23 protein-coding genes are annotated in these 25,535 nt (G+C 70.0%); 9 read left to right on the top strand and 14 right to left on the bottom strand.

Features of this window, described 5'->3' with window-relative positions:
* Positions 1 to 43 precede the first annotated feature (43 nt).
* The gene (locus ABD793_RS42880; RefSeq protein WP_425548815.1) at positions 44 to 562 is read left to right on the top strand and encodes a DUF5938 domain-containing protein; all 519 of its coding nucleotides are present in this window, start codon (positions 44 to 46) and stop codon (positions 560 to 562) included.
* Between the two features lie 177 nt (positions 563 to 739).
* Complete coding sequence (locus tag ABD793_RS34385; protein WP_344867471.1) at positions 740 to 2,479, top strand: chloride channel protein; 1,740 nt, start codon at positions 740 to 742, stop codon at positions 2,477 to 2,479.
* Between the two features lies 1 nt (position 2,480).
* Here ABD793_RS34385 and ABD793_RS34380 read toward each other — a convergent pair whose 3' ends face one another.
* From ABD793_RS34380 to ABD793_RS34345, 8 genes are all read right to left on the bottom strand, one after another.
* The gene (locus ABD793_RS34380; RefSeq protein WP_344867470.1) at positions 2,481 to 2,984 is read right to left on the bottom strand and encodes a MarR family winged helix-turn-helix transcriptional regulator; all 504 of its coding nucleotides are present in this window, start codon (positions 2,982 to 2,984) and stop codon (positions 2,481 to 2,483) included.
* 105 nt (positions 2,985 to 3,089) lie between these two features.
* On the bottom strand, positions 3,090 to 3,314 hold the full coding sequence (locus ABD793_RS34375) for a hypothetical protein (RefSeq protein ID WP_344867468.1): 225 nt from the start codon (positions 3,312 to 3,314) through the stop codon (positions 3,090 to 3,092).
* Between the two features lie 440 nt (positions 3,315 to 3,754).
* Positions 3,755 to 4,663, bottom strand: a complete 909-nt coding sequence (locus ABD793_RS34370) for a glycine betaine ABC transporter substrate-binding protein (RefSeq protein ID WP_344867467.1) — start codon at positions 4,661 to 4,663, stop codon at positions 3,755 to 3,757.
* Positions 4,664 to 4,691: 28 nt separating this feature from the next.
* Positions 4,692 to 5,582, bottom strand: coding sequence for an ABC transporter permease (locus ABD793_RS34365; RefSeq protein ID WP_344867466.1), 891 nt, complete (start codon positions 5,580 to 5,582; stop codon positions 4,692 to 4,694).
* A complete protein-coding gene (locus tag ABD793_RS34360) occupies positions 5,575 to 6,759 on the bottom strand; it encodes a quaternary amine ABC transporter ATP-binding protein (protein ID WP_344867465.1) in 1,185 nt (394 codons plus the stop codon). Before ABD793_RS34360 ends, ABD793_RS34365 begins: the two co-directional genes overlap by 8 nt.
* Positions 6,760 to 7,237: 478 nt before the next feature.
* Entirely contained in the window at positions 7,238 to 8,116 is an 879-nt protein-coding gene (locus ABD793_RS34355; RefSeq protein WP_344867463.1) for a cyclase family protein, read from the bottom strand.
* A gap of 81 nt (positions 8,117 to 8,197) precedes the next feature.
* Positions 8,198 to 8,845, bottom strand: a complete 648-nt coding sequence (locus ABD793_RS34350; protein WP_344867462.1) for an HU family DNA-binding protein — start codon at positions 8,843 to 8,845, stop codon at positions 8,198 to 8,200.
* Positions 8,846 to 9,243: 398 nt separating this feature from the next.
* Positions 9,244 to 9,945: an IclR family transcriptional regulator gene (locus ABD793_RS34345; protein WP_344867461.1), complete on the bottom strand. Its 702-nt coding sequence runs from the start codon at positions 9,943 to 9,945 to the stop codon at positions 9,244 to 9,246.
* 139 nt (positions 9,946 to 10,084) lie between these two features.
* Here ABD793_RS34345 and leuC point away from each other — a divergent pair, with 139 nt between their 5' ends.
* The 3 genes from leuC (at position 10,085) to ABD793_RS34330 (ending at position 12,998) form a co-directional block, all read left to right on the top strand.
* Entirely contained in the window at positions 10,085 to 11,518 is a 1,434-nt protein-coding gene (gene leuC / locus ABD793_RS34340) for a 3-isopropylmalate dehydratase large subunit (protein ID WP_344867460.1), read from the top strand.
* Between the two features lie 34 nt (positions 11,519 to 11,552).
* Positions 11,553 to 12,155, top strand: coding sequence for a 3-isopropylmalate dehydratase small subunit (gene leuD / locus ABD793_RS34335; protein ID WP_344867459.1), 603 nt, complete (start codon positions 11,553 to 11,555; stop codon positions 12,153 to 12,155).
* A 228-nt stretch (positions 12,156 to 12,383) separates the two neighbouring features.
* Positions 12,384 to 12,998 (top strand): HU family DNA-binding protein, encoded by a 615-nt coding sequence (locus ABD793_RS34330; protein WP_344867458.1) that lies wholly within the window; start codon positions 12,384 to 12,386, stop codon positions 12,996 to 12,998.
* Between the two features lie 2,157 nt (positions 12,999 to 15,155).
* On the opposite strand, the gene ABD793_RS34325 is transcribed toward ABD793_RS34330, so the two are convergent.
* From ABD793_RS34325 to cofC, 3 genes are all read right to left on the bottom strand, one after another.
* Entirely contained in the window at positions 15,156 to 16,109 is a 954-nt protein-coding gene (locus ABD793_RS34325) for an NUDIX hydrolase (protein WP_344867457.1), read from the bottom strand.
* A complete protein-coding gene (locus ABD793_RS34320; protein WP_425548820.1) occupies positions 16,106 to 18,277 on the bottom strand; it encodes an RNA degradosome polyphosphate kinase in 2,172 nt (723 codons plus the stop codon). The genes ABD793_RS34325 and ABD793_RS34320 overlap by 4 nt, the downstream gene beginning before the upstream one ends.
* A gap of 598 nt (positions 18,278 to 18,875) precedes the next feature.
* Positions 18,876 to 19,508 (bottom strand): 2-phospho-L-lactate guanylyltransferase, encoded by a 633-nt coding sequence (gene cofC, locus ABD793_RS34315; protein ID WP_344867455.1) that lies wholly within the window; start codon positions 19,506 to 19,508, stop codon positions 18,876 to 18,878.
* 110 nt (positions 19,509 to 19,618) lie between these two features.
* Between cofC and ABD793_RS34310 the strand changes: the two genes are divergently transcribed.
* The 3 genes from ABD793_RS34310 to ABD793_RS34300 all read left to right on the top strand — a co-directional run bounded on the left by ABD793_RS34310 (position 19,619) and on the right by ABD793_RS34300 (position 22,000).
* The gene (locus ABD793_RS34310; RefSeq protein ID WP_344867454.1) at positions 19,619 to 20,323 is read left to right on the top strand and encodes a lysophospholipid acyltransferase family protein; all 705 of its coding nucleotides are present in this window, start codon (positions 19,619 to 19,621) and stop codon (positions 20,321 to 20,323) included.
* A complete protein-coding gene (locus ABD793_RS34305; RefSeq protein WP_344867453.1) occupies positions 20,316 to 21,329 on the top strand; it encodes an NAD(P)H-dependent glycerol-3-phosphate dehydrogenase in 1,014 nt (337 codons plus the stop codon). Before ABD793_RS34310 ends, ABD793_RS34305 begins: the two co-directional genes overlap by 8 nt.
* A 191-nt stretch (positions 21,330 to 21,520) precedes the next feature.
* Complete coding sequence (locus ABD793_RS34300; protein ID WP_344867452.1) at positions 21,521 to 22,000, top strand: cysteine dioxygenase; 480 nt, start codon at positions 21,521 to 21,523, stop codon at positions 21,998 to 22,000.
* Here the strand turns inward: ABD793_RS34300 and ABD793_RS34295 are convergent, their stop codons facing one another.
* On the bottom strand, positions 22,001 to 22,258 hold the full coding sequence (locus ABD793_RS34295; RefSeq protein WP_344867451.1) for a cytochrome P450 family protein: 258 nt from the start codon (positions 22,256 to 22,258) through the stop codon (positions 22,001 to 22,003).
* Between the two features lie 542 nt (positions 22,259 to 22,800).
* On the bottom strand, positions 22,801 to 23,373 hold the full coding sequence (locus ABD793_RS34290; RefSeq protein ID WP_344867450.1) for a TetR/AcrR family transcriptional regulator: 573 nt from the start codon (positions 23,371 to 23,373) through the stop codon (positions 22,801 to 22,803).
* A 78-nt stretch (positions 23,374 to 23,451) separates the two neighbouring features.
* Here ABD793_RS34290 and ABD793_RS34285 point away from each other — a divergent pair, with 78 nt between their 5' ends.
* Positions 23,452 to 24,387 carry an SDR family oxidoreductase gene (locus ABD793_RS34285; protein ID WP_344867449.1) on the top strand — a complete coding sequence of 312 codons (936 nt, stop codon included), beginning with the start codon at positions 23,452 to 23,454 and terminating at the stop codon, positions 24,385 to 24,387.
* A 131-nt stretch (positions 24,388 to 24,518) separates the two neighbouring features.
* Here the strand turns inward: ABD793_RS34285 and ABD793_RS34280 are convergent, their stop codons facing one another.
* Positions 24,519 to 25,520: an asparaginase gene (locus tag ABD793_RS34280; protein ID WP_344867448.1), complete on the bottom strand. Its 1,002-nt coding sequence runs from the start codon at positions 25,518 to 25,520 to the stop codon at positions 24,519 to 24,521.
* Positions 25,521 to 25,535 lie beyond the last annotated feature (15 nt).

Below are 25,535 nucleotides of genomic sequence, written 5' to 3'. Positions count from 1 at the left end.
ACGTGCCGGGGGTCGAGACCATCGACCACGACCGGCGCGCGGTTTGCCGAACGGGGCCCGCTGCTCGCGCAGACGTAAATCACCGGCGAGATCGCCGCTGCCCCTTGCGCTCGAGGCCAAGCCCGGTCTGGACACTTTGGCCGTCCTGACACTGCGGAACGGTTACCCCGCCTACGCTTCCGCCCAGGCGATCTGCACCATCCTGCGTGCCGACCGGTTCCGCCTCGCGGAAACCAACGGGGTGACTCGGGAAGTGCCCGAATCGGCGCGGCGCTGCCCACCCTGGCGCACGCGGTGTCGCCGCCCTGCCTGCACGCGCAGGCGGCACCACCGGAAGAAGGCCCGTTCGTGGGACGACTTCGCCGGCTTCGCCGCCGAGAGAAGGATCTGGCCAGCCGTGCGTACCGGAAATCTGGTCATTCTCTGTCATGCGGAAGAGGTGGCCGGCAGCCGGAAAGGATCCAAGCGCCCACGACTGCAGCACATCGGCAGGCTTGTCGACGCGGGTAGCCGGCGCTTGCCGATGCGGACCGGCGGCAGGTCCTCGATCGCCACTCACTGATCGTCTGATGAGCAATCGGAACCACGACACATCCGGCAAGCTCTCCCCCGGGACTGGCAACAATCTCAGCCGGCCTTGGACCCGAGACGAGAACGGTTTCCTTGGCGGACACCAGCGGCCGGGGGAGACCTCGCGCACCCCGGGTATCGGGTACCACGGCAAATGTTTCATAATGCAATGGTGTCTCAAGGCAACAGTGTGTGGGTGCCGGCTCGGGCGCCGGTCGGCCGGTGGTTCCGGGAGAGTTCGACGGGGCTGATCGGGCTCTCGCTGGTGATCGGTGCGGGCGCCGGGGCCGGGGCGGTGGTGTTCCGGTGGCTGATCACCACGTTCACGCACCTGTTCTCCGGGCGGGTGGACTATTCGGCGGCCGGGCGCGTGGCGCATCCGTGGTTTCCCGGGTTGGGACCGTGGTTCCTGCTGCTTGCCCCGGTCGTCGCGGGGCTGGTGTACGGACCGCTGGTGCATCGCTTCGCCCCGGAGGCTCGGGGACACGGCGTTCCGGAAGTCATGTACGCCGTGGCGGAGCGTGGCGGGCGGATCCCGGCGCAGGTGAGTGCGGTGAAAGCGCTGGCGTCGGCGTTGACGATCGGCGCCGGGGGATCGGTCGGGCGCGAGGGACCGATCGTGCAGATCGGGTCGGCGCTCGGGTCCGCGCTCGGCCGGTTCGCCCGGTTGCCGGAATCACGGCTGCGCGTGCTGGTCGCCTGCGGTGCGGCGGGTGGCATCGCGGCGACGTTCAACGCGCCGCTTGCCGGCCCGTTCTTCGCGATGGAACTGATCCTGCGGGACTTCGCGGCCGAATCGTTCGGCGCGGTCGTGCTCGCCAGTGTGACCGCGAGCGTGGTGGGGCGTGCGGTGCTGGGGAACGTGGCGTTCCTGGACCTGCCGCCGTTCACTCTCCGGAACCCGGTGGAGTACCTGCTGTTCGTGGTGCTCGGGCTGTTGGTGGGCGCCTGCGGCGTGCTGTTCACGCGTGTGCTGTACCTCATCGAGGACGTCTGCGACCGGCTGTGGCGTGGGCCGGAGTGGCTGCGTCCCGGAGTGGGCGGACTGTTCCTCGGCGGTCTGCTGCTCCTGTTGCCGCAGATGTACGGCGTGGGGTATCCGGTGCTGCAGAACGCGGTCGAAGGCAAGTACGTGCTCGCGTTCCTGCTCGTGCTGCTCGTCGGGAAGATGGTGGCCACGAGTCTGACCATCGGGATCGGCGGATCCGGCGGGGTTTTCGCGCCGTCACTGTTCGTCGGCGCGATGGCGGGTACGGCGTTCGGCATCGTGGCGCACGCCTGGTTGCCCTCGCTGACCGCGTCGCCGGGGGTGTACGGGTTGATCGGCATGGGCGCGGCGTTCGCGGGTGCAGCGCGGGCGCCGATCACCGCGGTGATCGTGCTGTTCGAACTGACCGGGCAGTACACCGTGATTCTCCCGATGCTCACCGCGATCGTGATCGCCACCGCGACCAGCCGGGTACTGAGCCGGGACACGATCTACACCCTCAAGCTGCGGCGCCGGGGCGTCGATCTCGACCGGTCGCCGTCCGAACGGCGCCTCGCCGGCACGACGGTCGCCGCGGTGACCGAGCCGCTGCCCGAACCGTTGTCCGCCGGGCTGCCGCTGGACGAAGCCGCACACGAGCTCGCGGTGTCCGGCCACGGGGTCCTGCCGGTGATCGACCCGGACGGTGCCTACCAGGGCTGTGTGACCGCCCGTGCGGTAGCCGAGGCGGTGGCCGAAGGGCAGCAGGGTACCGTCGGCGAGCTGGCCGAACTGCCGCCGTTGCTGACCAGGGACACGAACCTCGCCGATGCGCTGACCGTGCTCACCGGCGCGGCGGGTACCGGATTGCCGGTGCTCAGTGCGGAACACCGGCTGGAGGGGTGGATCACCCACCAGTCGGTGCTCGGGGTGCTGCGGTGACTCAGCCCCAGCCCGCGTCTGCGGTGGTACCTGCCGGGGGTTCGCCGCCTGCCTCGGCGAAGGCGGTCAGTACGTCGATGAGCCCGTGCCGCGCGTTTTCCGGCATGTTCTCCACGATTTTGGCGATTTCCCGGCGACGGCGGTTTGTGACCAGCCGGACGATCCGTGCGCCCTCGCGGGTCAGCTCGAGGACCACCTCGCGCCGCGACGACGGATTGCCCTGCCGCGCCACCATGTCCACCGCGACCAGCCGGTCGACCATCCGGCTCGCGGTCGACGGGGTGACCCCGAGCAGTTCGGCGAGCGCGGCGTGCTTGAGCGGGCCGCGGGAGTGCAGAATCACCAGAAGCCGGAACTGCGGCAACGTGATCGCCTCGCCGGCGGCCGCGATCGACCGCGCGGACACGGCGACGAGCAGCCTCGACGCGGTCAGCACCGCCTCGGTGACCGCGTCGACGTCGGCGGGGACGTCGGTGCGGGAGTGAGCGGCCGGCACACGGGACATGCCTCCAGTGTGCCGTATTCGCGGTCGGGGCGGTGACCGCGACCGGCGGGGGCGGATCCGGACCGGCGTCAGACTGCGTCCGGCGGAAGTGGATCGCGACCGGCTTCAGACCGCGTCCGGCGGAAGTGGGCCGGGCCGGGGAAACGAGAGCACGATGCCGGTGACTGAGCGGCCGCCGGCCGGGCTGGTGTGCCGGTTGCTGCGGGCGTCGATCTCGTTGTACCAGGCGGGTTTCGGCTGGGCGGGCGGACACCGGTTGCGGTACGTCGGGCACCGCGGCCACGCGTCCGGGCTGCGGCGGGAGGTGGTGGTCGAGGTGGTGCGCGGCATCCGCATGCCTGGGGGAGGAGGGCCGTGGCTCGGATTCCCCGCCGATCCGGCGGATCCGCGGTGCACGGTCGCGCCGGGTGCATGGTGTGGCGTTCCGGCCGCGGCGAGGTGCGTGGCCTGCTGCGGTAAAGGGGTGTGGGTGTCGGCGGGGTGGATATGTGGGCGGCCGTGGTGGGCCGGGTGCGCGGCATATCGGCGGCGGTAGAGGTGCGCGGCATGCTGGCCGCGGCCGCGGTAGAAGTGCGCGGCGTGCTGGCCGCGGTAGAGGTGTGTGGCCGGTGGTGAAGGCGTGCGGTCGCTTGCGGTAAGGACGTGTGGCCCCTGCGGTAGAGACGTGTGGTCCCGATGGCAGCGACCCGTGGACGGCGCTGGACGAGTCCGGAAACGGCAACGGTCCCGCACCCCGGTGGGGGATGCGGGACCGTGGTGTGCGGTGGCGGTCAGAGACCGGCGAACGCTGCGTCCACGAACTGCTTGTGCTGGTCCGCCCACTGCTTTGCGGCGTCCTTCTCCTTGCCCTTCGGCGCCTTCTGGATGGCGTCCTCGAGCGAGCCGAGGTCCTCGTCGCTCATCTTCAGCTTCTTCGACACCTCGGCCAGTGCCGGGAAGTCCGAGCCGAAGCCCTTGCGGCCGATGGCGTGGATCTGTTCGCCCTTGCCCATCGCGCCCTTCGGGTCCTGCAGGTCCTTCAGCTGGTACCGCGAGTAGGCCCAGTGCGGGTGCCACATCGTGACCACGATCGGCTTCTGCGACTTGATCGCGCCGTCCAGCGCCGCGAGCATCGCCGTGGTCGAGGAGTTCTGCAGGGTGATCGAGCCGTTCAGGTCGTACTGCGAGAGGACCTGCTTCTGCACGATGTCGGTTTCCCCGGCGCTGGCCTCGATACCGGTGATCTTGCCGTCGAAATCGCTCGCCTTCGCCTTCAGGTCGGCGATGCTGTTGACGTCCTTCACGTAGTTCGGCACCGCCAGGTTGAGGGTGGCCTTGTCGTACCAGATGCCGAGGTCCTCGAGCTGGTTGTGGTACTGGTCCCAGTACTGCTTGTGCGTTGCGGGGAGCCAGGAGTCGAGGAACAGGTCGACGTCGCCCTTGGCGAGGCCGGCGTAGATCGGCCCGGCGTCCAGCAGCTTCGGCGTGACCTTGTAGCCCTTCTCCTCCAGCACCGTCTGGTACAGGTTGGTCAGCGCGATGTCCTCGTCCCAGCCGATGTAGCCGATGGTGATCGTTTTCGCGTCCTGGCCGCTGCCGGACTGGTTTTCCCTGCCGCCGCAGCCTGCGGTGATGCCGACCAGCGCCGTCACCGCCGCGCCAAGCGCGAGGATCCGGGTGAACCTCTTCGTTGTCCGCACTCGTTCGTCCTTTCTGGATACGTGGTGGTCAGGCAGCCGCGGTGCGGCGGCGGGCCCGGCCGACCGCCGAGCGGGCCCCCAGCGTCGAGGTCAGCCGGTCGAGGTAGATCGCCAGCACCACGACGCCGAGCCCGGCTTCGAAACCCTGTCCGATCTTGAGGCTGGTGACCGCGGCATAGACCTCGGAGCCGAGACCGGGGGCGCCGACCATGCCGGAGATCACCACCATCGACAGCGACAGCATGATGATCTGGTTGATACCGGCCATGATCGAGGGCATCGCCAGCGGGATCTGGATCTCGGTGAGGATCCGCCCCGGCGGCGAACCGAATGCCTCGCCCGCCTCGACCATCTCCGGGTCGACCTGGCGGATGCCCAGTTCGGTCAGCCGGACCCCCGGCGGCAGCGCGAACACCACGGTCGCCACCACACCCGGCACCGGGCCGATCGAGAAGAAGACGACCACCGGGATCAGGTAGACGAACGACGGCAGCGTCTGCATGAAGTCCAGTACCGGCTTCACGACCCGGCTCACCGCTGCGTTGCGGGCCGCGGCGATGCCGACCGGCACCGCGATGAGCACCGCCACCACGCCTGCCACGAGCACCTGCGCCAGCGTTTCCATCGCCGAGGGCAGTTCGCTGAGACCGTCCACCACCGCGAACCCGATGAGCGAGACGAGCCCGAACCGCCAGCCGCGCACCCACCAGCCGAGTGCCGCGAAAACCAGGATGAGCACCAGGGACGGCAGCCAGCTCAGCGCGGAGGCCAGTCCGGTGACCGCGCCGTTGACGACCATGTCGACGAAGTCGAAGAACGGTCCGATGTTGTTCTGCAGCCAGTCGACGATCGCGGCGAACCAGTCGCCGACCGGGATCCGCGGCACGTGCCAGCCGTCGGCGAGGAAGAGCTCACGCATGCGCGTCCACCTCCTCTTCCGCGTCTTCGGTGATGCTCAGCGACCGCAGCAGCGACTGCTGGGTGACCATGCCGAGCAGCGCACCCGCGCCGTCGACCACGGCCAGCGGCGCCGGTGCCGCCGCGGACACGCCGAACAGGTCGGCGACCGGAGTGTCTGCGGTGACGCGCGCCGCGGAGCGGTCGAGCACGTCGGCGACCGAGCCGGCGCCGTCCGCCGCGGACACCGCGCCACGGGTGACCGCGCCGGCGAATGTGCCGCCGTCGGCCACGAGCACACCGGTGAGTTCGTGCCTGCGCATGGTTTCCTGCGCCTCGGCCAGCGTGGTGGCCGGGGTGAAGGAGATCCCGGCCGGTTCCATCACCGCGGACGCGGTGAGCACCCGGGTGCGGTCGACGTCGCGCACGAACCGGGCGACGTACTCGTCGGCAGGTGCGGTCAGCATTTCGGTTGCCGTGGCGACCTGGACGATCCGGCCGTCGCGCATCATCGCGATCCGGTCGCCGAGGCGCATTGCCTCGTTGAGGTCGTGGGTGATGAACACGATCGTCTTGCCCAGCTGCCGCTGCAGGTTGAGCAGCTGGTCCTGCATCTCCTTGCGGATCAACGGGTCCAGCGCGCTGAACGCCTCGTCCATCAGCAGGATCTCGGTGTCCGCGGCCAACGCGCGGGCGAGTCCCACCCGCTGGCGCATCCCGCCGGACAGCTCGCCCGGCAGCCGGTCCTCCCAGCCGGTGAGCCCGACCAGCTCCAGCGCCTCCGCGGTCCGGGTGCGTTGTCGTTCGCGCGCGGTGCCCTGCACGCTCAGCCCGTAGGCGACGTTCTCCTCGACGGTGCGGTGCGGGAAGAGCGCGAAGTGCTGGAACACCATGCTCATCCGCTGCTGACGCAGTTCACGCACCTGTGCCGGGGTCATCCCGGTGAGGTCGGTGTCGTCCACCAGCACCCGGCCGGACGTGACCGGCAGCAGCCCGTTCAGCGTGCGCAGCAGGGTCGATTTGCCCGAACCGGAGAGCCCCATCACCACGAAGATCTCGCCGCGCTCCACGGTGAACGATGCGTCGACAACCGCGGCGGTGACACCGGGCAGTTCCAGTTCCGCGCGGTCGGTGCCGCTCTCCAGCCGGCGTACCGCCTCCGTCGCGCGGCGGCCGAACACCTTGTACAGGTTCTCCACTCGAACTATCGGCAATGGTCTCTCATGTCCTCGAAAACTCAGGTGGTTGCCGGGCGACATGATTGCATAAACCAACACTTACCGGTGCTGAATGTAGCACCGCTTCACCGGCGGGATCCCGTTTTCGTGACCTGGCGCCCCGTTTTGCCGCGGTGTTTGCCGCCGGTTTCCCGCGCCGGGCCGAACCGGCGGAAACCGGGTGTGCGCTGGCGAAACCGGGAGGAGCCACGGCACCGCTCCCGGTGCCGGGAAGCCGAACACGGTGAGTACTGGTCACGTTCGCGTAACAACCCGGAACTCCCTTGTGGGCCCGGATTTTCCGGAGTGACCGCGACCACGTTCCGTACACGCATTGTGCCGGAATGGACACAGGAACGAAACACTTCCCGGCGCGGAAAGAAATGCCGGCGGCCGCTGTCCGGGGGGACCGGTCACGAGCACCCTGCCCGGGACTGCGGTACTTCGTGCCCCGAGGTGCTCAGAACACCGCTTGCGGGTTGACCGGTACTCCGGTGAGGCCGTGGATCCGCGGCGGGGCGATCGAGAGCAGGAAGCAGTAGCGGCCCAGTTCCGCGCACACGGTGGCGAGTTCGCCGACTGCGGTGGCGTCCACGAGCGGCATGGCGAGGTTCAGCAGAGCGACCCGGTGGAGCGCGCCGGGGTGCTCGTCTTCGAGCGGCGGATGCGCGTCACCCATGTCGCCGAGGTAGAGGGAGACGCCGCGTTCGTGCATCCAGCGCACCGCGTCGAGGGTGATCCCGGGCATCGGGCGTTCCGGATCGGGCGTCATCGACCAGCCGCAGCGCACGACGAGCGCGTCGCCGGATTCCAGCCGGACGTTCTCCCGGCCTTCCGCGGCTTCGAAGTCCGCGGCGGTGATCGGGTGCGCCGAGGGAAGTGGTCCGTCCGCGGCGAGATCGAGGAAGACGCCGCGGGTGAGGATCCCGGCGGCGAACGGGGTGCTGCCACCGTGCTGCACCCCGGCCGGGGTGACCACTTCGGTGGCCGGGCGGCCCGGGTACACCTGGCCGTCTTCCCGGATCTGGTGGCTCAGTGCGTCGAGGTGGGTGGAACGGGGATGGTGGTTGGTGATGGTGACCAGATCGGCGGTCGCGACCGGAATGCCGGTGTGCAGCATCACCTGCTGCACCGGTGAGAGGGGACCTGCGGCCGGAGCGAACGGACCGCTGAGCGCGGGCGTCGGATCGATCGGCAGCGCCAGGGAAACGGCCCGGCCGTCGCGGACTTCCCTGGCGGCGCGGGCCCGCACTTCGTCGGTGATCAGGTTGAGGGTGCCCAGTTCGTCCTCGGCACCCCAGCGACCCCAGTTGTCCGGCAGGGTCTTGTTCTCGGGCATGGTTCTCCGTTCCGGAAATGCAGACGGAACAGGCCCCGTCCGAGAGCGGGCGGGGCCTGTTCCGGGTATCCGGTAACGACTTTACTTCTTCTTGGCGGCCGAGGTCCGCTTCGCGGGCGTGGCCTTCTTCGCGGTCGCCGTGGTCTTCTTGGCGGCCGGCTTCGCCGCGGCCTTGGTGGCGCGGGCCGGGGCGGCCTTCGCCTTGGCGGCGGTGGCCTTGGTCGCGGTCGCCTTGGCGGCACGCGTGGTGGTCGCCTTGGCCGCGGTGGCCTTGGTCGCCCGCGTGGTGGTCGCCTTCGCCTTGGTCGCGGTCGCCTTGGCGGCCGGGGCCTTGGCAGCCGCGGCGCGGGTGCGCGTGGCGGCCGGCTTGGCGGCGGCGGCACGGGTGGTGCTCGACGCGGTGGCCCGCGTCGCGGTCGCCCGCTTCACCGCAGTGGCCTTCGGCAGCTTCTTGGAGCCGGAGATGACGTCCTTGAAGGTGGTGCCCGCGCGGAAGGCGGGCACGTTGGTCTTCTTGACCCGCACGGACTCACCGGTGCGCGGGTTGCGCGCGGTGCGAGCGGCGCGGGCGCGCTTCTCGAAGACGCCGAAGCCGGTGATGGTGACCTTCTCGCCCTTGTGGACGGTGCGGATGATGATGTCGACGAGACCGTCGACTGCTTCTGCGGCAGCCTTCTTGTCGCCGATGCGATCCGACAGTGCTTCGATAAGCTGGGCCTTGTTGGCCATTCCAGTTCCTCCAACCAGAACTTGTATTTCACGGCCATGCAGGCCGAACGAGGCCATTATCACCCACGCGCGTGGCAAGTCCAATCGGGACCTGGCTTTTTCGGGTGAGATCGAGGTGTTAGGCCGGTGCCGCGACAGCCGGTTCTTTCACTGGCCGGAACGCCGGTACCGCCCCGAAAAGCCTTGTCTGTCGCGTGTGGACACCCTGTGCGCTGGGGTTTTCCGTCGAACTGCCGGGTCTGCCCGGTTCCGTCGGTGTGGCTGCCTCGGTGAGCACCCCGGACGTCGCCGCCGCCCGGTCGGTCTACTGAGGACGATCGGCCGGAACGAAAAAGGCCGCCTCCCCGCCATGGCGGCGGGGAGGCGGCGCTCGGGTGTCGAGGTGGGAGCAGTCGGAGTCAGAGCCGTTCTTGCAAGGCGTCGGCGGCGGCGAGGAGATCCGCCGCCCAGCGGGCACCCGGTTTGCGGCCGATGCGCTCGATCGGCCCGGAGACCGAGACCGCGGCCACCACCGCGCCGGAGGAATCCCGCACCGGTGCCGAAACGCTGGCCACCCCTGGCTCCCGCTCGGCGACACTCTGCGCCCAGCCGCGGCGGCGCACCTCGAGCAGGGTCCGCTCGCCGTAGACCGCATCCGCCAGCACCGTCCGCTGGGTGTGCGGATCCGACCATGCGGCAAGGACCTTCGCGCCGGAGCCCGCGGTCATCGGCAGCCGCGAGCCGACCGGAACGGTGTCGCGCAGGCCACTCGGCGGCTCCGCGGTCGACACGCACACACGCTGCACGCCGTCGCGCCGGTAGAGCTGCACGCTCTCGCCGGTGATGTCCCGTAACTTCGGCAGTACCGAGCTCGCCGCGTCGAGCAACGGATCGGTCGATCCGCCTGCCAGTTCGGCGAGTGCGGTGCCGGGCCGCCACCGCCCGTCCGGTCCGCGCCGCAACAGCCGGTGCACCTCGAGGCCGACCGCCAGCCGATGTGCCGTCGCCCGCGGCAGACCGGTGCGCGTGCACAGTTCCGCGAGCCCGCACGGGTCCTCCGCGACCGCCTGAAGTACGGCCACGGCTTTGTCCAGTACTCCGATACCGCTATGCTGTCCCACGACGCGATACTATCTTCCCGTACTTTGGGAAGTCCAGAATCTGGGAAAAACGAACCCGGGCTGCGCCGCGACGTGGCTCGCCTCGTCTGAGACCACCCGAGTTCCGTGCTCCCGGCCGATCCCGTGGAAGGAGCCGGAGATGACCAGTCCGACCGGCAAGGCTCGTACGCTGGCGGAGAAGGTGTGGGACAGCCACCTCGTGCGCCGAGGCGAAGGCGCCGAGCCGGACCTGCTTTACATCGATCTGCACCTGGTGCACGAAGTGACCAGCCCGCAGGCGTTCGAGGGCCTGCGGCTCGCGGGGCGCAAGGTGCGGCGACCCGACCTCACCATCGCGACCGAAGACCACAACGTGCCGACGGTGGACATCGAGTTGCCCATCGCCGATCCGGTGTCCCGGACCCAGGTCGACACCCTTCGCAGCAACTGCAAGGAGTTCGGGGTCCGGCTGCACCCGATGGGCGATGCCGAACAGGGCATCGTGCACGTCATCGGCCCGCAGCTCGGCCTCACCCAGCCCGGCACGACCGTGGTGTGCGGGGACAGCCACACCTCCACGCACGGGGCGTTCGGCGCGATGGCCTTCGGCATCGGCACTTCGGAGGTCGAGCACGTGCTGGCCACCCAGACGCTGCCGCTGCGCCCGTTCAAGACGATGGCGATCACCATCGACGGCGAACTGCAGCCGGGCGTCACCGCCAAGGACATCATCCTCGCGGTGATCGCGAAGATCGGTACCGGCGGCGGTCAGGGCTACGTGCTGGAGTACCGGGGCAAGGCCATCGAGGCGCTGTCCATGGAAGCCCGGATGACCATCTGCAACATGTCCATCGAGGCGGGCGCGCGGGCAGGCATGATCGCGCCGGACGAGACGACCTTCGCCTACCTCAAGGGCCGTCCGCACGCCCCGCAGGGCGCCGATTGGGATGCCGCAGTTGCCAACTGGCGTGAACTGCGCACCGACGAGGGCGCGCAGTTCGACGAGGAGGTGCACCTCGACGCCGACGCACTGACCCCGTTCGTGACCTGGGGCACCAACCCCGGCCAGGGCCTGCCGCTCGGTGCCACGGTGCCCGACCCGGCCGCGATCGCCGACGAGAACGAGCGCTTCGCCGCGGAGAAGGCGTTGTCCTATATGGATCTGGCTCCGGGCACCCCGCTGCGCGAGGTCGCGGTGGACACGGTGTTCCTCGGCTCGTGCACCAACGGCCGGATCGAGGACCTGCGGGCCGCCGCGGAGGTGCTGCGCGGGCACCACGTGGCCGACTCGGTCCGGATGCTCGTGGTGCCGGGGTCGATGCGGGTGCGCAAGGCCGCCGAGGAGGAGGGGCTGGACAAGGTCTTCGTCGAGGCGGGTGCCGAATGGCGGCAGGCCGGTTGCTCGATGTGCCTCGGCATGAACCCGGACCAGCTCGCCCCCGGCGAGCGCAGCGCGTCGACCTCCAACCGCAACTTCGAAGGACGGCAGGGCAAGGGCGGGCGCACGCACCTGGTGTCCCCGCTGGTGGCCGCGGCCACGGCCGTGCGGGGGACGCTCTCGTCGCCTGCCGACCTGGTCCCCGCCACCGTGTGACCGTCCTTCCCGAACCCCGAGAGGAGCTCCCACCATGGAACCGTTCACCCAGCACACCGGCATCGGGGTGCCGCTGCGCAGGTCCAACGTGGACACTGACCAGATCATCCCCGCCGTCTACCTCAAGCGCGTGAGCCGGACCGGCTTCGAGGACGGCCTGTTCGCCTCCTGGCGCGCCCAGGAAGACTTCATCCTCAACTCCGAGCCGTTCGACCGGGGCTCGGTGCTCGTCGCCGGACCGGACTTCGGTACCGGATCCTCGCGTGAGCACGCCGTGTGGGCGTTGCTGGACTACGGCTTCCGGGTCGTGATCTCGGCCCGCTTCGCGGACATCTTCCGCGGCAACTCCGGCAAGGGCGGCCTGGTGGCCGCGCAGTGCGAGCAGTCGGACGTCGAACTGCTCTGGAAGCTGCTGGAGAACGAGCCGGGCACCGAGGTCACCGTGGACCTGGAGGCCAAGACGGTACGGGCCAAGGACTTCACCGCGACCTTCCAGATCGACGACTACGTCCGCTGGCGGCTGCTCGAGGGACTCGACGACATCGCACTGACGTTGCGCCACGGGGATGAAATCGACGCGTTCGAGTCCGCCCGCCCGTCCTGGAAGCCGGTGACGCTGCCCGAACCGGCCTCCTGACCCGGCGCCGGGGCACGGATTCCCTGCTCGGAAAGGGAATCCGGGTCCCGGCGGCCAGGCTCTCCGCCTGCACCAAACGGCACCTCCCGGGTCCCTCGGGAGGCGGAACCGCTCCCGAGGCAAGGGAAATTTCCGCGTGCCGTTTGGAATTTGTGCTGCGTTGGTAATACCGTGTGCGTTAGTCGGCCGACGTGGCCGTGGACGAAGAGTTCTTCTTGGAGGACTGGAATGGCCAACAAGGCCCAGCTGATCGAGGCGCTGTCGGAGCGTCTGGGCGACAAAAAGGTTGCTTCGCAGGCGGTCGACGGTCTCGTCGACATCATCATCCGGACGGTCAACAAGGGCGAGAAGGTGAACATCACCGGCTTCGGGGTGTTCGAGAAGCGTGCCCGCGCCGCCCGTACGGCACGCAACCCGCGCACCGGTGAGTCGGTGCGGGTCAAGAAGACCAACGTGCCTGCGTTCCGTGCCGGGACCACGTTCAAGGACGTCATCTCCGGCACGAAGAAGCTGCCGAAGGCGACGGCCGTGAAGCGCGCCACCGGCACCACCGCCCGTGCGGCGAGCACCACGCGGGCGACGGCGTCCCGGCCGGCGGCGACGCGCGCCGCCACGACCCGTACCCGCGCCACCGCGGCCAAGGCTCCGGCCAAGGCCACCACGCGCGCGACCAAGGCGACCGCGGCGAAGGCCACGACCTCGCGCGCCACCAAGGCGACTGCGGCCAAGGCCACCACGGCCCGGTCCACCAAGGCGGCCGCGAAGCCTGCCGCCAAGAAGACCACCGCGACCGCGAAGAAGACCACGGCCGCCAAGCGCACCTCGGCGGCGAAGAAGAAGTAGCCCTTCTCCGGCACTCCTTCACGGCAGGGCCCCGACCCACCCAGGGTCGGGGCCCTGCCGCATTCATGCCCCTCGCCTTGATCCGCCGATCGGGCGGATTTCCCGCGCCGCAGAAGTACGTACGGGCTACTGGAATGGCATTGCCACCCAAGGTCCCCGGTGGGACGGTCGTGCCGCGCAGAGACGTACTGAGGCGGTCGGAACGGCCATTGGCGAGCAGGTGCGGCGGCGGTGTCCGAGGCTTGCCGCACGAGCGGAAAATGCCCATTCGAGCGCTTCGGCCGCTAATGGGACGGTGCCCCGGGTGAGCGCCGAAGTCCGCCGTGGATAGCCCGGAAGCCACTGCGGAAAGGGCGGATCCCGGCGAATCCGATAGGTCGGCCTACGGAGGTATTCACCCTCCTTGCACCGCACCCGGGGAAGCAGCACAACCGGACGAGCGGTAACCGCGAAAGGCGCAATGCGAGGGGTAAACGCGTAGAGCGCTAACCGCGGCGGGGACCCCGGTGAGCAGTAATCGAGCGGGGCGAACGGAATAGCGACAAGCCCGAGCAGGCCCTCGCGCAGAGCCGCGACTGCGGAGGAGACGGGGGCAGTGGTGACCGCGAAGCGGCCCCGGGAGCGGTAACTGCAGCGGGAACGTGCGGGAAGAGCGGCAATCGCGAAGGGGACTTCGGGGAGCGCGGTGCCCGCGAAGGGGCCTTGGAGGAGACGCTGCCGCGACGGTCCGGGAATGTCGGCTACCGCGAACGTAAGCACCCGTGAAGCGGCACTTGTCGCGAAGGCAAGCACCAGTAGCGCGCTACCGCGAAGGGGAGAGCCGACAGAGCGGCAAGCCGTAAGGGAAGCACTCGCGAAGAGCAACACCTGCACCTGGACGCATCCGCGGAGAGCCGCGGCCGCGAAGGGCATATCAGGGAAGAACGGTTACCGCAAAGGGACAGCAGCGAAGCCGAGCCACAACGAGGGCGGGCGACAACAAGGACGGGCGAAGCGAAGCGGGGAGGCGTGAAGGTCGGGGGAAGCAGCGAGAGCCAGTGGAGTGAGGTGGACCGGTGGCGAGGGCGGGAGGAGTGATGTGGTCCGGCGGCGAAGGTGGGCGGAGTGAAGTGGGGAGACAGTGAAGGTCGAGGGAGTGTTGTGGGTCGGGTGGCGAGAGTGGGTGGAGTGAATCAGGGCGGCGGCGAGGCTGGTTGGGCAACGACAGGTCCGGCGGTGGACCGGTGCTCGGCAACGAGGAGGCGGCTACGGCTGGACAACCTTCCCCGAGCTGCTGGAAAGGCGGGGGCGGCCTGGAATCGCTACCAGGCCACCGAGACCGGGCCGCGCACCAGGGGCAGACGCGAAGGCCGGCAGCAGTGAAGGTGCGCGAGAGTGAGTCGGACGACAGTGAAAAGCAGGCGGCGGAGAAGGCGCGGGGAGAGCGGCCGTGAAGACGGGCAGGTCGCAAGTCGAGCGGTACCGAAGGCAGAAAGCGGCGAAGACGGAAAGCCGCAGAGGTAGAAGGCACCGAGGGTAGAAGCCGGGGAGGTAGTGGGTCATGAGGGGAGAGCGGCGGAGGTAGAGGGGCGTGAGGGGAGAGGGCGGTGGAGGTCCTGGGGCGCGAGGGGAGAGGGCCGCGAAGGCAGTGGGGCCGAGAGGGGAGAGGGCCGCGGAGGTCGTAGGGCGCGAGGGGAGAGAGCGGCGGAGGCAGTGGGGCGCGAGGGGAGAGGGCAACGGAGGTCGTGGGGCTCTACGGGAGAGTCCGCAGAGGGCTGCGAACGTCGAACCCGGAGGGAGAGCGAAGCCTCCGAAGCGGAAGCCCAGGGGAAGAAGGCCTGAAGCAGAACGTCGCCGAAGCAGGAAGCCCTCGGAGCAGAGCGTCCCCAAGGGAAGGAGCCCCGGAGGGGAAGGCGCCCCGGGGGAAGGCGCCCCGGGGGAAGGAGGCCCGGGGGAAGGAGGCCCGGGGGAAGAAGGCCCGAAGCAGAACGCCCCCGAAGTAGGAGGTCGCCGGAGCAGGACGCGCCCGAAGTAGGAGGTCGCCGGAGCAGGGCGCGCCCGAAGTAGGAGGTCGCCGGAGCAGGGCGCGCCCGAGATAGGAAGCTCCGAAGGCAGAACGATCCGGAGACGGCAGCCCCACCCCCGACCCCCGCCCCGTCTGCGTGGCGGGGGCGGGGGTCAGGAGCGGGCCGGTACTGGCAGGGGCAGGGGGCTCGGGTAGTAGTCCGCGCTTGCCAGGGTCGGGCCGGTGGCCGGGTCCGGGTGGCTGAACGACAGTACCCACAGCGAACCCTTCTTGCTGGGGACCACGCCGCCGCGGGAGGAGGGCAGGGGTACGTCGTCGCGGTCGGCCAGTGCGCTCACCAGATCCGGGATCACGCCGCCCTGGCTGCTGATCACCGGCGTGCCCCCGGCGGCCGCGATGGTCAGCAGGCGGGCGATTCCCCGGGTCGGGTCGGGCCAGTAGCCCTCTTCCGACAGCAGCGGCTCGTGCCGGACTTCGATGCCCAGTGCGTCGGCCACTGCGCCGACCGTCTGCACGCACCGCAGCCGTGGGGCGGAGAACACCCGGTCCGGGGCGAAAAGCGGCAACAGGTCCCGCAGTGCTTCCGCCTGTCGCTGGCCGGCTTCCGACAGCGGGCGCAGGTCGTCGTCGCCGGTCCAGTCGTCGCGCTTACCTGCTTTCGCGTGGCGGACGAGCAGTACGGTGGTGAGCTTCGGCGGCAGCGCGCGGAACTCCCGCAGCACGTGGACGTCCGTGTCACGGGTGAGCAACCGCTCGGCTTCGGCAAGACCCAGCCAGCGCAGCTCGTCCACCTCTTCATTGGCCCGGAACGCGCCGGACACCGCCGCACCGCTGAAGTAGTCGACGGTCTTCTTGAGCAGTTTCCCGTTGCCGTTGGCGGGTACCTGGTACTCCGTTTGTGCGACGTGGCGGCCCAGCACTGCGCGAAAGCCGGTCTCCTCGGCGATCTCCCGCACTGCGGTGGCCGCCAGTGTCTCGCCGGGGTCGACCTTTCCCTTCGGCAGTGACCAGTCGTCGTACCGGGGCCGGTGCACCAGTGCGATTTCGACCCCGTCGCCGTCGGGGCGCCAGAGGACCGCGCCCGCGGCCCGGACGTCCACGCTCATCCGGCGGCCCCGTGCAGCTTCGCGAGTTCGGTCTGGTGGTCACGCACCTGCGAACCGGCGGTCGGGAACGGCTGCCACTCCCCGGTCTCGGTCAGCACCCAGCACCGCGTCGCCGGATCGAGTGCCGAGTCGAGCACGGCGTCCAGCTGGGTGGTGAGCTTCGGATCCTTGACCCGCACCAGCGCTTCGATCCGCCGGTCCAGGTTGCGGTGCATGATGTCCGCGCTGCCGATCCAGTGCGTGCCGCCGGCGCGGAAGTGGAAGACCCGCGAGTGTTCCAGGAACCGGCCGAGGATCGAGCGGACCCGGATGTTCTCGCTCAGCCCTTCCACACCCGGCTTCAGTGCGCAGATCCCGCGCACCACGACCTCGACCGGAACCCCGGCCTGCGACGCGTGGTACAGCGCGTCGATCACCTGCTCGTCGACGAGCGAGTTGCACTTGATCCGGATGCCTGCCTGCTGTCCGGCGCGGGCCAGCTCGATCTCCTCGCCGATCGCGCGCACGAGGCCGCGGCGGATCCCGTGCGGTGCGGTGAGGATCGTGCGGTAGGTGTCCTGCCGCGAGTAGCCGGTCAGCACGTTGAACAGGTCGGTGACGTCCGCGCCGATGCTCGGGTCGGCGGTGAGCAACCCGAGGTCCTCGTACAGCCGTGCGGTCTTCGGGTTGTAGTTGCCGGTGCCGATGTGGCAGTAGCGGCGGATGGTCGAGCCCTCCTGGCGGACCACCATCGAGACCTTGCAGTGCGTTTTGAGCCCGACGAGCCCGTAGACCACGTGCACGCCTGCGCGCTCCAGCGTGCGGGCCCAGGTGATGTTGGCCTGTTCGTCGAAGCGGGCCTTGATCTCGACCAGCGCCACGACCTGCTTGCCTGCCTCCGCGGCGTCGATCAGCGCGTCGACGATCGGCGAATCACCGGAGGTGCGGTACAGCGTCTGCTTGATCGCCAGCACTTTCGAATCGGCCGCGGCCTGTTCGATGAACCGCTGCACGCTCGTGGAGAACGAGTCGTACGGGTGGTGCACCAGCACATCGCCTTCGCGCAGCGTCGCGAACACGCTCTTGGGTGTCTCGCGTTCGCCGAACGCCGGATGCGTGGCGGGTACGAACGGCTGGTCCTTCAGCTCCTTGCGGTCCACCGCGGACAGCTGGTGCAGGCAGGTCAGGTCGAGCAGGCCGGGCACCTCGACCACGTCGGCCGGGTCCACCTCCAGCTCGCGCAACAGAAGTTCGAGCATGTGCTCGCTCATGTCCTGCGCCACCTCGAGCCGCACCGGCGGGCCGAACCGGCGCTGGGCGAGTTCCCGTTCCAGCGCCTGCAGGAGGTCCTCGTCGCGGTCTTCCTCGACCTCGAAATCGGCATTGCGGGTGACTCGGAACACGTGGTGCTCGGTGACCTCCATGCCGGTGAACAGCTCGCCGAGGTGGGCCGCGATGAGTTCCTCCAGCGGCAGGAACGTCGCTGTGCGGCTGGTGCGTTCGGTCTCCACGCGCATCATCCGTGGCACGTTGCTCGGCACCTTCACCCGCGCGAAGCGTTCCGTGCCGCCCTGCGGATCCCGCACCGTGACCGCGAGGTTCAGCGAAAGCCCGGAGATGTAGGGGAACGGGTGCGCCGGATCCACGGCCAGCGGGGTGAGCACCGGGAAGATCTGTTCGGTGAAGTAGGTGGACAGCCGCAGCTGCTGCGCTCCGCCGAGATCGGCCCAGCCGACGATCCGGATGTCCTTCTCGGCCAGCTGCGGGCGCAGGTGCTCCTCGAACGCGGCGGTGTGCCGTTCGACGAGATCCTGGTTGCGCTTGGCGATGTAGTCCAGCTGTTCGCGCGGGGTGAGCCCGTCCGCGCTGCGCACGGACAGCCCGGTGTCGTCGCGCCGCTTCAGCCCGGCCACCCGCACCATGTAGAACTCGTCCAAATTGGACGCGAAGATGGCGAGGAACTTCGCTCGTTCGAGCAGCGGCTGCGATTCGTCCTCGCCCAGCGCGAGCACCCGCGCGTTGAAGTCGAGCCAGGACAGCTCCCGGTTGAAATAGCGGTCGTCGGGCAGCGTCTCGACGGCAGTGGGTGCCTTGGTGACCGCCGGCGGCGCGGACGGAATCGCGCGGAACTCGTCGTCCGGGCCACGGCGCGCGGCTCCGGCCGCGGCGAGCGAAGCGACCGACTTCACCGCGCCGGACGGTGCGGCTTGGGCCGGGCCACCGGCTTTCGCCGAACCGGAGTCGGTCTTACCGGACTTCGCCGCGTCCTTCACGGCGGCGGCTTTACCGGACTTCGCCGAAGCGGCCCTGCCGGACTTCGCCGAGCCGGACGGAGCGGCTTTGGCCGAGTCCCGTGGCTCGGCCTTGGCCGGGCCACGGGACTTCCCCGTGCCGGTTGCCTTGGCCGGGGCGGTGGAGCGGGTGCCGCCCGGCAGTTGTTCGGTCGACTTCGCCGGGGCGGCGGTGCGCAGCGCGCTCGCCGGTGCCGTGGTTGCGTTGCGGGGTGCGGTGGTGCGAGCCGCTTTGCCGGTTTCCCCTGGCGCCCGTTTCTTTGCCGCGCCGGTGCTCGACGGCTTCTTCGGCGTGCCACTCTCGGTGGTCTTCCCGGTGGAGCCGGTGCGGCGGGCCGGTGACTGGCCAGCACCGGACTTCGCCGCGCTGGTCCTTCGTCGCCGGGCGGGCTGGCCGGACTCGGCCGGGGTGTTGCCGTCTGCTGTGCTCACGCTGCCCATTGTTCACTACAAAGCGACCGTTTGCGCAGACCGCGGTGAAGGTCGAGTGAACAGCTCAGCGGACCGGCTCACCCTCGGCCGGGAACAGCGCCGCGGTGCGCTTGCCGAGGCCCAGCGCAGCGGCGTGCCGAAGATCGTCGGCGGTGTCCACGTCGCTGCGCAGCGACGGCAGTTCCCCGGTCAGCGGGACGGCTCCGGACTCGACGTGCAGCCGGGCCGAACCGGGGCCGAACCGGGGATCGAGCGGGGCGCCCGGCGCGGACAGCAGCAGTGTGGTGCCGGTGCCCTGCCGGTCCGCGACCACCGCGCGACGGCCGTCCGCCGCGGACAGCGCGTGCGCCAGATCGCCCGCGCGCAACGCCGGGAGGTCGGCCTGCAGTGCGCCGACCACATGCTCCGGCGTGTCCGCACGCAGTACCGCTGCGCCGTGCCGCAACGCCTGGTTGAGCCCGCCGGCGGCCGGCTCGGTGACCAGTTCCACGCCGAGACCGGCCAAAAGCGACAACGCACCCGGCTCCGCGGCCACCACCAGCACCCGCCGTACGCCGGCCACCGAGGTGACCGCGGCCAGCGTGTCGTAGGCGAGTGCCAGTACCAGTTCGGCGTGCTGGTCCGCGGCGACCGCGCCACGCAGCCGCGACTTGCCCTCGCGCGGGTGTTTCAAGGGCACGACCAGGTCCACGTCCACCCGTCCATCTTTACCCGAAACGCTGCCGTCAGGTGGTGAGCACACCCTCCCTGGACTGCGCGAAGCGGCGCGCGGCAGGATCAGGCGAGCACAGCGTTGAAGGAGGAGACTTGGCGCGGCGTGAGAAGGGCGGCTTCTGGGTGGGCCTGGCCGCCACGGTGTTCTACCCGTTGACCGCGATCGGCAAGCGGGTGTACCTCGGTGCGGAGAAGGTGCCGAGGCAGGGGCCGGCGGTGCTGGTGATGAACCACATCTCGCACCTGGACCCGGTGGTCGACGCGGTGTTCGTGCACCGGCAGAAGCGGGTGCCGCGGTTCTTCCTGAAGGCCAGCCTGAAGGACGTGCCGGTGTTCGGCCGGATCGTCACCGGCTCGGGCCAGATCCCGGTGGCGCGCGGGTCGAGCGCGGCAGGCGACAGCCTCAAGGCCGCGCACCAGGCGTTGTCCGAGGGCAAGGTGATCGTGATCTACCCCGAGGGCACCATCACCCGTGACCCGGCGGGCTGGCCGAAGGACGCCTACACCGGCGCCGCGCGGCTCGCACTGCAGAACGACGTGCCGGTGATCCCGATCTCGCGCTGGGGCACCAACCGGATTTTCAACGGTTACACGAAGAAGTTCACGCCGTTCCCGCGCAAGACCGTGACGCATCTGGTCGGCGACCCGATCGATCTCTCCGCCTACCGCGGCGGGAATCCGCGCAGCGCATCCCTGCTGCGCGAGGTCACCCAGGTGATGATGGACCGGATCACCCAGCAGCTGGCCGAGATCCGGCACGAGGAGCCGCCCGCGAAGAAGCCGGCGGACGATGCCTGACGTGCAGCGGGTCACCGTGCTCGGCGCGGGCTCGTGGGGCACGGCGTTCGCGAAGGTACTCGGCGACGCGGGCCGCGACGTCACGCTGTGGGCACGCCGCGAGAGCGTTGCCGAGGAGATCCGCGAACGGCACCGCAACGAGTCGTACCTGCCGGGCACGCCGCTGCCGGAGCGGCTCACCGCGACGTCGGACGCGGCGGCCGCGCTGGACGGTGCGGAGGCGGTGGTGCTCGGCGTGCCGAGCCAGAGCCTGCGCGGAAACCTCAGCGGCTGGCGGCCGCTGCTGCCGCCGGAGGCGATACTGGTCAGCCTCGCCAAGGGCGTGGAACTGGGCACGCTCAAGCGGATGAGCGAGGTCATCGCCGAACTGGCCGAAGTGGACGCGGGTGAGATCGTGGTCGTGTCCGGGCCGAACCTCGCCCGCGAGATCGCGGACGGGCAGCCTGCCGCGGCGGTGCTCGCGTGCGCCGACCACGAGCGGGCCAAGGCAGTGCAGCGGGCCACGTCGAACCAGTACTTCCGGCCCTACACCAACACCGACGTGGTGGGCTGCGAGCTGGGCGGCGCGTGCAAGAACGTGATCGCGCTCAGCTGCGGCATGGCTGCCGGGATGGGGCTCGGCGCGAACACCATGGCGACGCTCATCACGCGCGGGCTCGCGGAGATGGCCCGGCTCGGCACGAAACTCGGCGCCGATCCGCTCACCTTCGCCGGTCTCGCCGGACTCGGCGACCTGGTCGCGACGTGCTCCTCGCCGTTGTCGCGCAACCGCACGTTCGGGGAGCGGCTCGGCCGCGGCGAAACGCTCGCCGAGGCGCAGGCCGCCGCGGGCGGGCAGGTCGCGGAGGGGGTCGCGTCGTGCTCGTCGATCCGGGCGCTGGCCGAAGGACTCGGGGTCGACATGCCGATCACCGACGCGATGCACCGGGTGTGCCACGAGGGCGTCGACCCGCGGCAGGCAGGCGCGCAGCTGCTGGGACGGTCGCAGAAGCACGAGTGGAGCTGAGCGGTCCACGGGCTGGGACGGGTTGCCCGGACCGGGCCGGGCTGGTTCGCTGTGCGGCATGCTGACGTGTGCAAAGACTGTGTGGCCGGGGTCGCCTACCCTGGGCCCGGTCATGTGTGCGTCGTGTCGCTGTTGTCGGTGAATCTCAGCCCCGGCCAGTTCGACACCTCGTTGCTAAGGATTTTCCCGTCATGTTCGCCGTTCCGGACAACACCCTGCTGCGTCCTGAAAACCCCGCCCTGCGCCATCCGGTGCGTGTCGCCGTCGAGGTGGCCGCGGACCGGGAACGCTGGGGCCGCCTGCTGCGCTACGACCCCGACGAGCGGTTCTCCGCACTCGTCGAAGCCGCCGACGGTCAGGAGATCTGGCTGCTGAGCTGGCTGCCCGGTCAGCACACCGACCTGCACGACCACGCGTTGGCGACCGGTGCGTTCACGGTGGTTTCGGGGCGGCTGACCGAGACCGTCGCCCGCCAGGCCCCGGGTGGCCGTGCGGTGACCGAGGTGCACGCCTTGTCCGCAGGGCAGTCCCGGGTGTTCGGTCCCGGGTACGTGCACGAAGTCCGCAACGAGGGACCGGACCCGGCGATCAGCGTGCACGTCTACCGCGAGGGGCGGCAGATGCGGTCCTACCTTCCGGATCCGGTGCGCGGGCCGCGCCGGATCGGGTGATCAGCGGATCTCGTCCCCGGTGACCGGCAGCCGTGCCGGTCCGAGGATGGGCGTTCCGGAGTTGAACTCGATCTCGTCGAACGCCATCGCCAGCCGCCGGGAAGGGCTGCGCGGCGGCAGCGTGCCGAGTACCGCGTTCGGTTCCGGGCGGGCCAGCTGCTCTCCGACGCACTGGTGCGGGCCGAAGCCGAGGTGCCGGCGGGTGGCCAGGTTGCCGGGATCGGGGAACTGCGCCGGGTCGTGGTTCGCAGCCACCACGACGTAGTCCCCTTGGCGATCGGAATCCCGGCGATTTCCGTGCCGGTGACGGTCACGCGCAGCAGTCCCGCGCCGACGCCGAACAGGCGAACGACCTCCTGCCCGGCGTTGGTGGCGGCCGCCGGATCGTCGCGGAGCAGAGCGAACTGGGTGGGCTCGTCGAGAAGGGCCCGAGTCGCGTGGGTGATCAGGTTCGCCGTCGTGTCGTCGCCTGCGATGCGCAGCCCGGCGGTCATCGTGACCAGTTCCGGTCGCGGAAGCCTTCGCCGCCGCGGTCGGCGAGGATGCTCAGCGCGTCGTCGCCCGGTTCGGTGCGGAATTTCGTGACGGGGTCCTGGATGGATTCGGACAACGGGAGTTCCGTGGCGTCCAGGTCGTCGGCTGGATTTCCGCCATCTGCTTCGCGGTGGAGACGGCAGGCGCGAAGACGTAGCGGAACCGGCCTCGTTCGGCAGCGGCGGTGCCGGTGATGACAAGACGCGTTCCTCCTTGTGGTGGGCCCTTTCCCTTCGGCGGCAGCAGGCGCCGGGGCCGGCCGATGGTCAGCCCGGCGGGGACTCCAGTGCCGCCAGGAAACTCTCCGCGGCGTCCTGCACCCGGTCGCGGTCACCGGTGGCGAGGAGGTCGAGCAGCAACCCCCGGATCGTCGCGATCACCAGGGTGGCCCGCCGGTGTGCCGTCGCCGGATCGGTGTCCGGCCCTTGTGCCTCGCACAGTCTGGCCATCCAGTCCGCCACTACCCGGTCCAGGAAGCCGGCGAACTGGCCCGGCGCTTGCAGAGCACGTCCGTAGACCGCGAAGAAGAGCTTGAATTCCGGCGCTCGCTCCGGCGCGGAGGTCCGGGTCCACGCGACGCGTGCGGCGGTCGCCAGGTCGTGTTGTTCGCCGAGCAGTTCGCCGGTGGCCTCGAGAATCCGTTCCCGCAGCCGGCCGAGGATGGCCACGAGCAGCTGCTCCTTGCTGCCGAAGCGGTGCACCAGCGTGTTGGTCGAAACACCGAGTGCGGCCGCGACCGGGCGCCAGGTCAGGTCGGAGAACCCGTGCTCGACGGTGTAGTCGACCACTTCCTCGAGCAGTTCGGCACGCCGATCGTGGTCCACCGGACGTCCGGCCATCGTTGCCTCCTCAGGGTTTGTCCGGGCTGGCTATTTCTGGTACGACTGTGTAAAGAATAGCTCATCCGGAGGTTGGTCATGCGTGTTTTCGTCACCGGTGCGTCGGGCTGGGTCGGTCGCGGGCTGGTCCCCGACCTGCTGTCCGCGGGGCATCACGTCGTCGGGCTCGCCCGTTCCGATTCCGCCGCGGGTGCCTTGCAGCAGGCGGGTGCCGAGGTTCGCCGGGGTTCGCTCGACGATCTCGACGTCGTACGCGCCGCCGCCGCGTCTGCGGACGGCGTCGTCCACCTGGCGTTCAAGCACGACATCGCGTTTTCCGGCGACTACGCCGGTGCCGGCAAGGCCGATCGCGTGGTCATCGAGGCGTTCGGCGAGGAGCTGGCAGGCAGCGGCAAGCCACTGGTGATTGCGTCCGGCATCCTCGGCGTGCTCGGCCTCGAACCCGGTGTCGTGGCCACCGAACGCGACGGCCTGGCAGGGGAATCGGCCGGCGGCGCCGGTCCGATCAGCGGCGGTGGCGGGCGGATCGGCAACGCCCACTACGCCCTCGCGCTGGCCGAGCAGGGCGTCCGTTCGTCGGTGGTGCGGCTTCCGCCGGCTACCCACGGCAAGGGAGACAACGGTTTCATGCCGGTCGCGATCGGCTTCGCCAAGGAGAAGGGTGCCGCGGCTTACGTCGGCGACGGCACCAACCGCTGGCCGGCCGTCCACCGCGACGACGCCGCGCACCTGTTCCGGCTGGCGCTCGAATCCGCGCCCGCCGGCTCGGTGCTGCACGCGGTCGGTGATGAGGGCGTCCCGATTCGGGAGGTGGCCGAGGTGTTCGCCGAACGGCTCGGAGTGCCCGCGGTGTCGGTCACCGCGGAGCAGGCGAAGGAGTACGTCGGCTGGCTCGGCGGTTTCTGGGGCATCGACGGTCCGGCCTCCGCGACGATCACCCGTGACCTGGTGGGGTGGCAGCCGAGGGGCACCGGGCTGATCGCGGATCTCGAGGAGGGCCACTACTTCGACTGAGCGCCTGCGATCCGGGTGGAGTATGGGCGCTACTTCGGCTGAGTGTCCTCGGTCCGGACCGAGGAGGGGCGCTACTTCGGTTGGGCGCCTGGGGTCCGGGTGCAGGAGGGGCGCTACTTCGGCTGAGCGTGTCAGCACTCGGCGCGGTCGAGGTCGCCGCGGAGGCGGAACTGGCGTTCGATCTCGTCGCGGGAGGTTCCGGCGGCCAGCAGGAGTTGCAGCAGCACCCGCGATTTCCGCGGGCACAGCCAGCCTGCCATGGTGACGCCCATCCGGATCAGGCTCGATTCGGAGCCGTGGAACCCGTAGGTACCGCGGAAGGTCGGCCCGGCGCCGGTGCGCGTGGCGACCACGATCGGCACTTCGGCTGCCTCCAGCACGTCCGCGGTGCCGGTGGAGACGTGGCCGACGCCGGTGGCCGCCAGCACGACGCCGCGCGCACCGCCGTCGAGTACCAGGGACAGCAGCTCACCCGAGTCGGCGAGGCCGGTTTCCAGCAACGGCACCAGCCCTTGGACCTCGCCGGCAGGCAGTGCCTGCGGCCGCGGCGGCGAGGGGTGGAAGTAGTGCACCGTGCGTTCGGCGACCATGCCGAGCGGACCCGCCGGGGCGGAGGAAAACGCTTCCAGATGGCTGGAATGTGCTTTGCGCACCCAGCGTGCCGCGTGCACGTCGTCGTCGAACGCGACCAGCGCGCCCCGGCCGCGGCTGCGTGGCTCGGCCGCGACGGTGAGCGCGGCGAGCAGGTTGGCCGGGCCGTCCGGGCTGGGCAGGCTCGGGTTCCGCATCGCGCCGGTGACCACCACCGGCTCGTCGAACGGCCAGGTCAGCTCGAAGAAGTACGCGGTCTCCTCGAGCGTGTCGGTGCCCTGCACGACCACCAGCCCGGCGGCGCCGGACTCGATCTGCTCGATACCCCACTGCCGGGTCCGAGCCAGCGTCGCATAGTCCATGGACGCGCTGGAAAGCCCGGCGAGCGTGCCCGCGGTCACGTCCATCGGCAGGTCGGCGCCGAGGTCTCCGAGCAGGTCCTCGGCCGTCAGCCGCGGCACCACGCCGTCCTCGATGCGACGTCCGGGGGCCATCGAGATGGTGCCGCCCAGTGCGGCGACGGCGATACGGGCACGAGTCATGGCAGCACTTTAGAA

Origin of the sequence: Amycolatopsis ultiminotia (assembly GCF_039536925.1) — a bacterium.
GTDB classification, from domain to species: domain Bacteria; phylum Actinomycetota; class Actinomycetes; order Mycobacteriales; family Pseudonocardiaceae; genus Amycolatopsis; species Amycolatopsis ultiminotia.
Note: the sequence above shows the minus strand (reverse complement) of the source record. Positions and strands in the feature narration are given on the sequence as shown.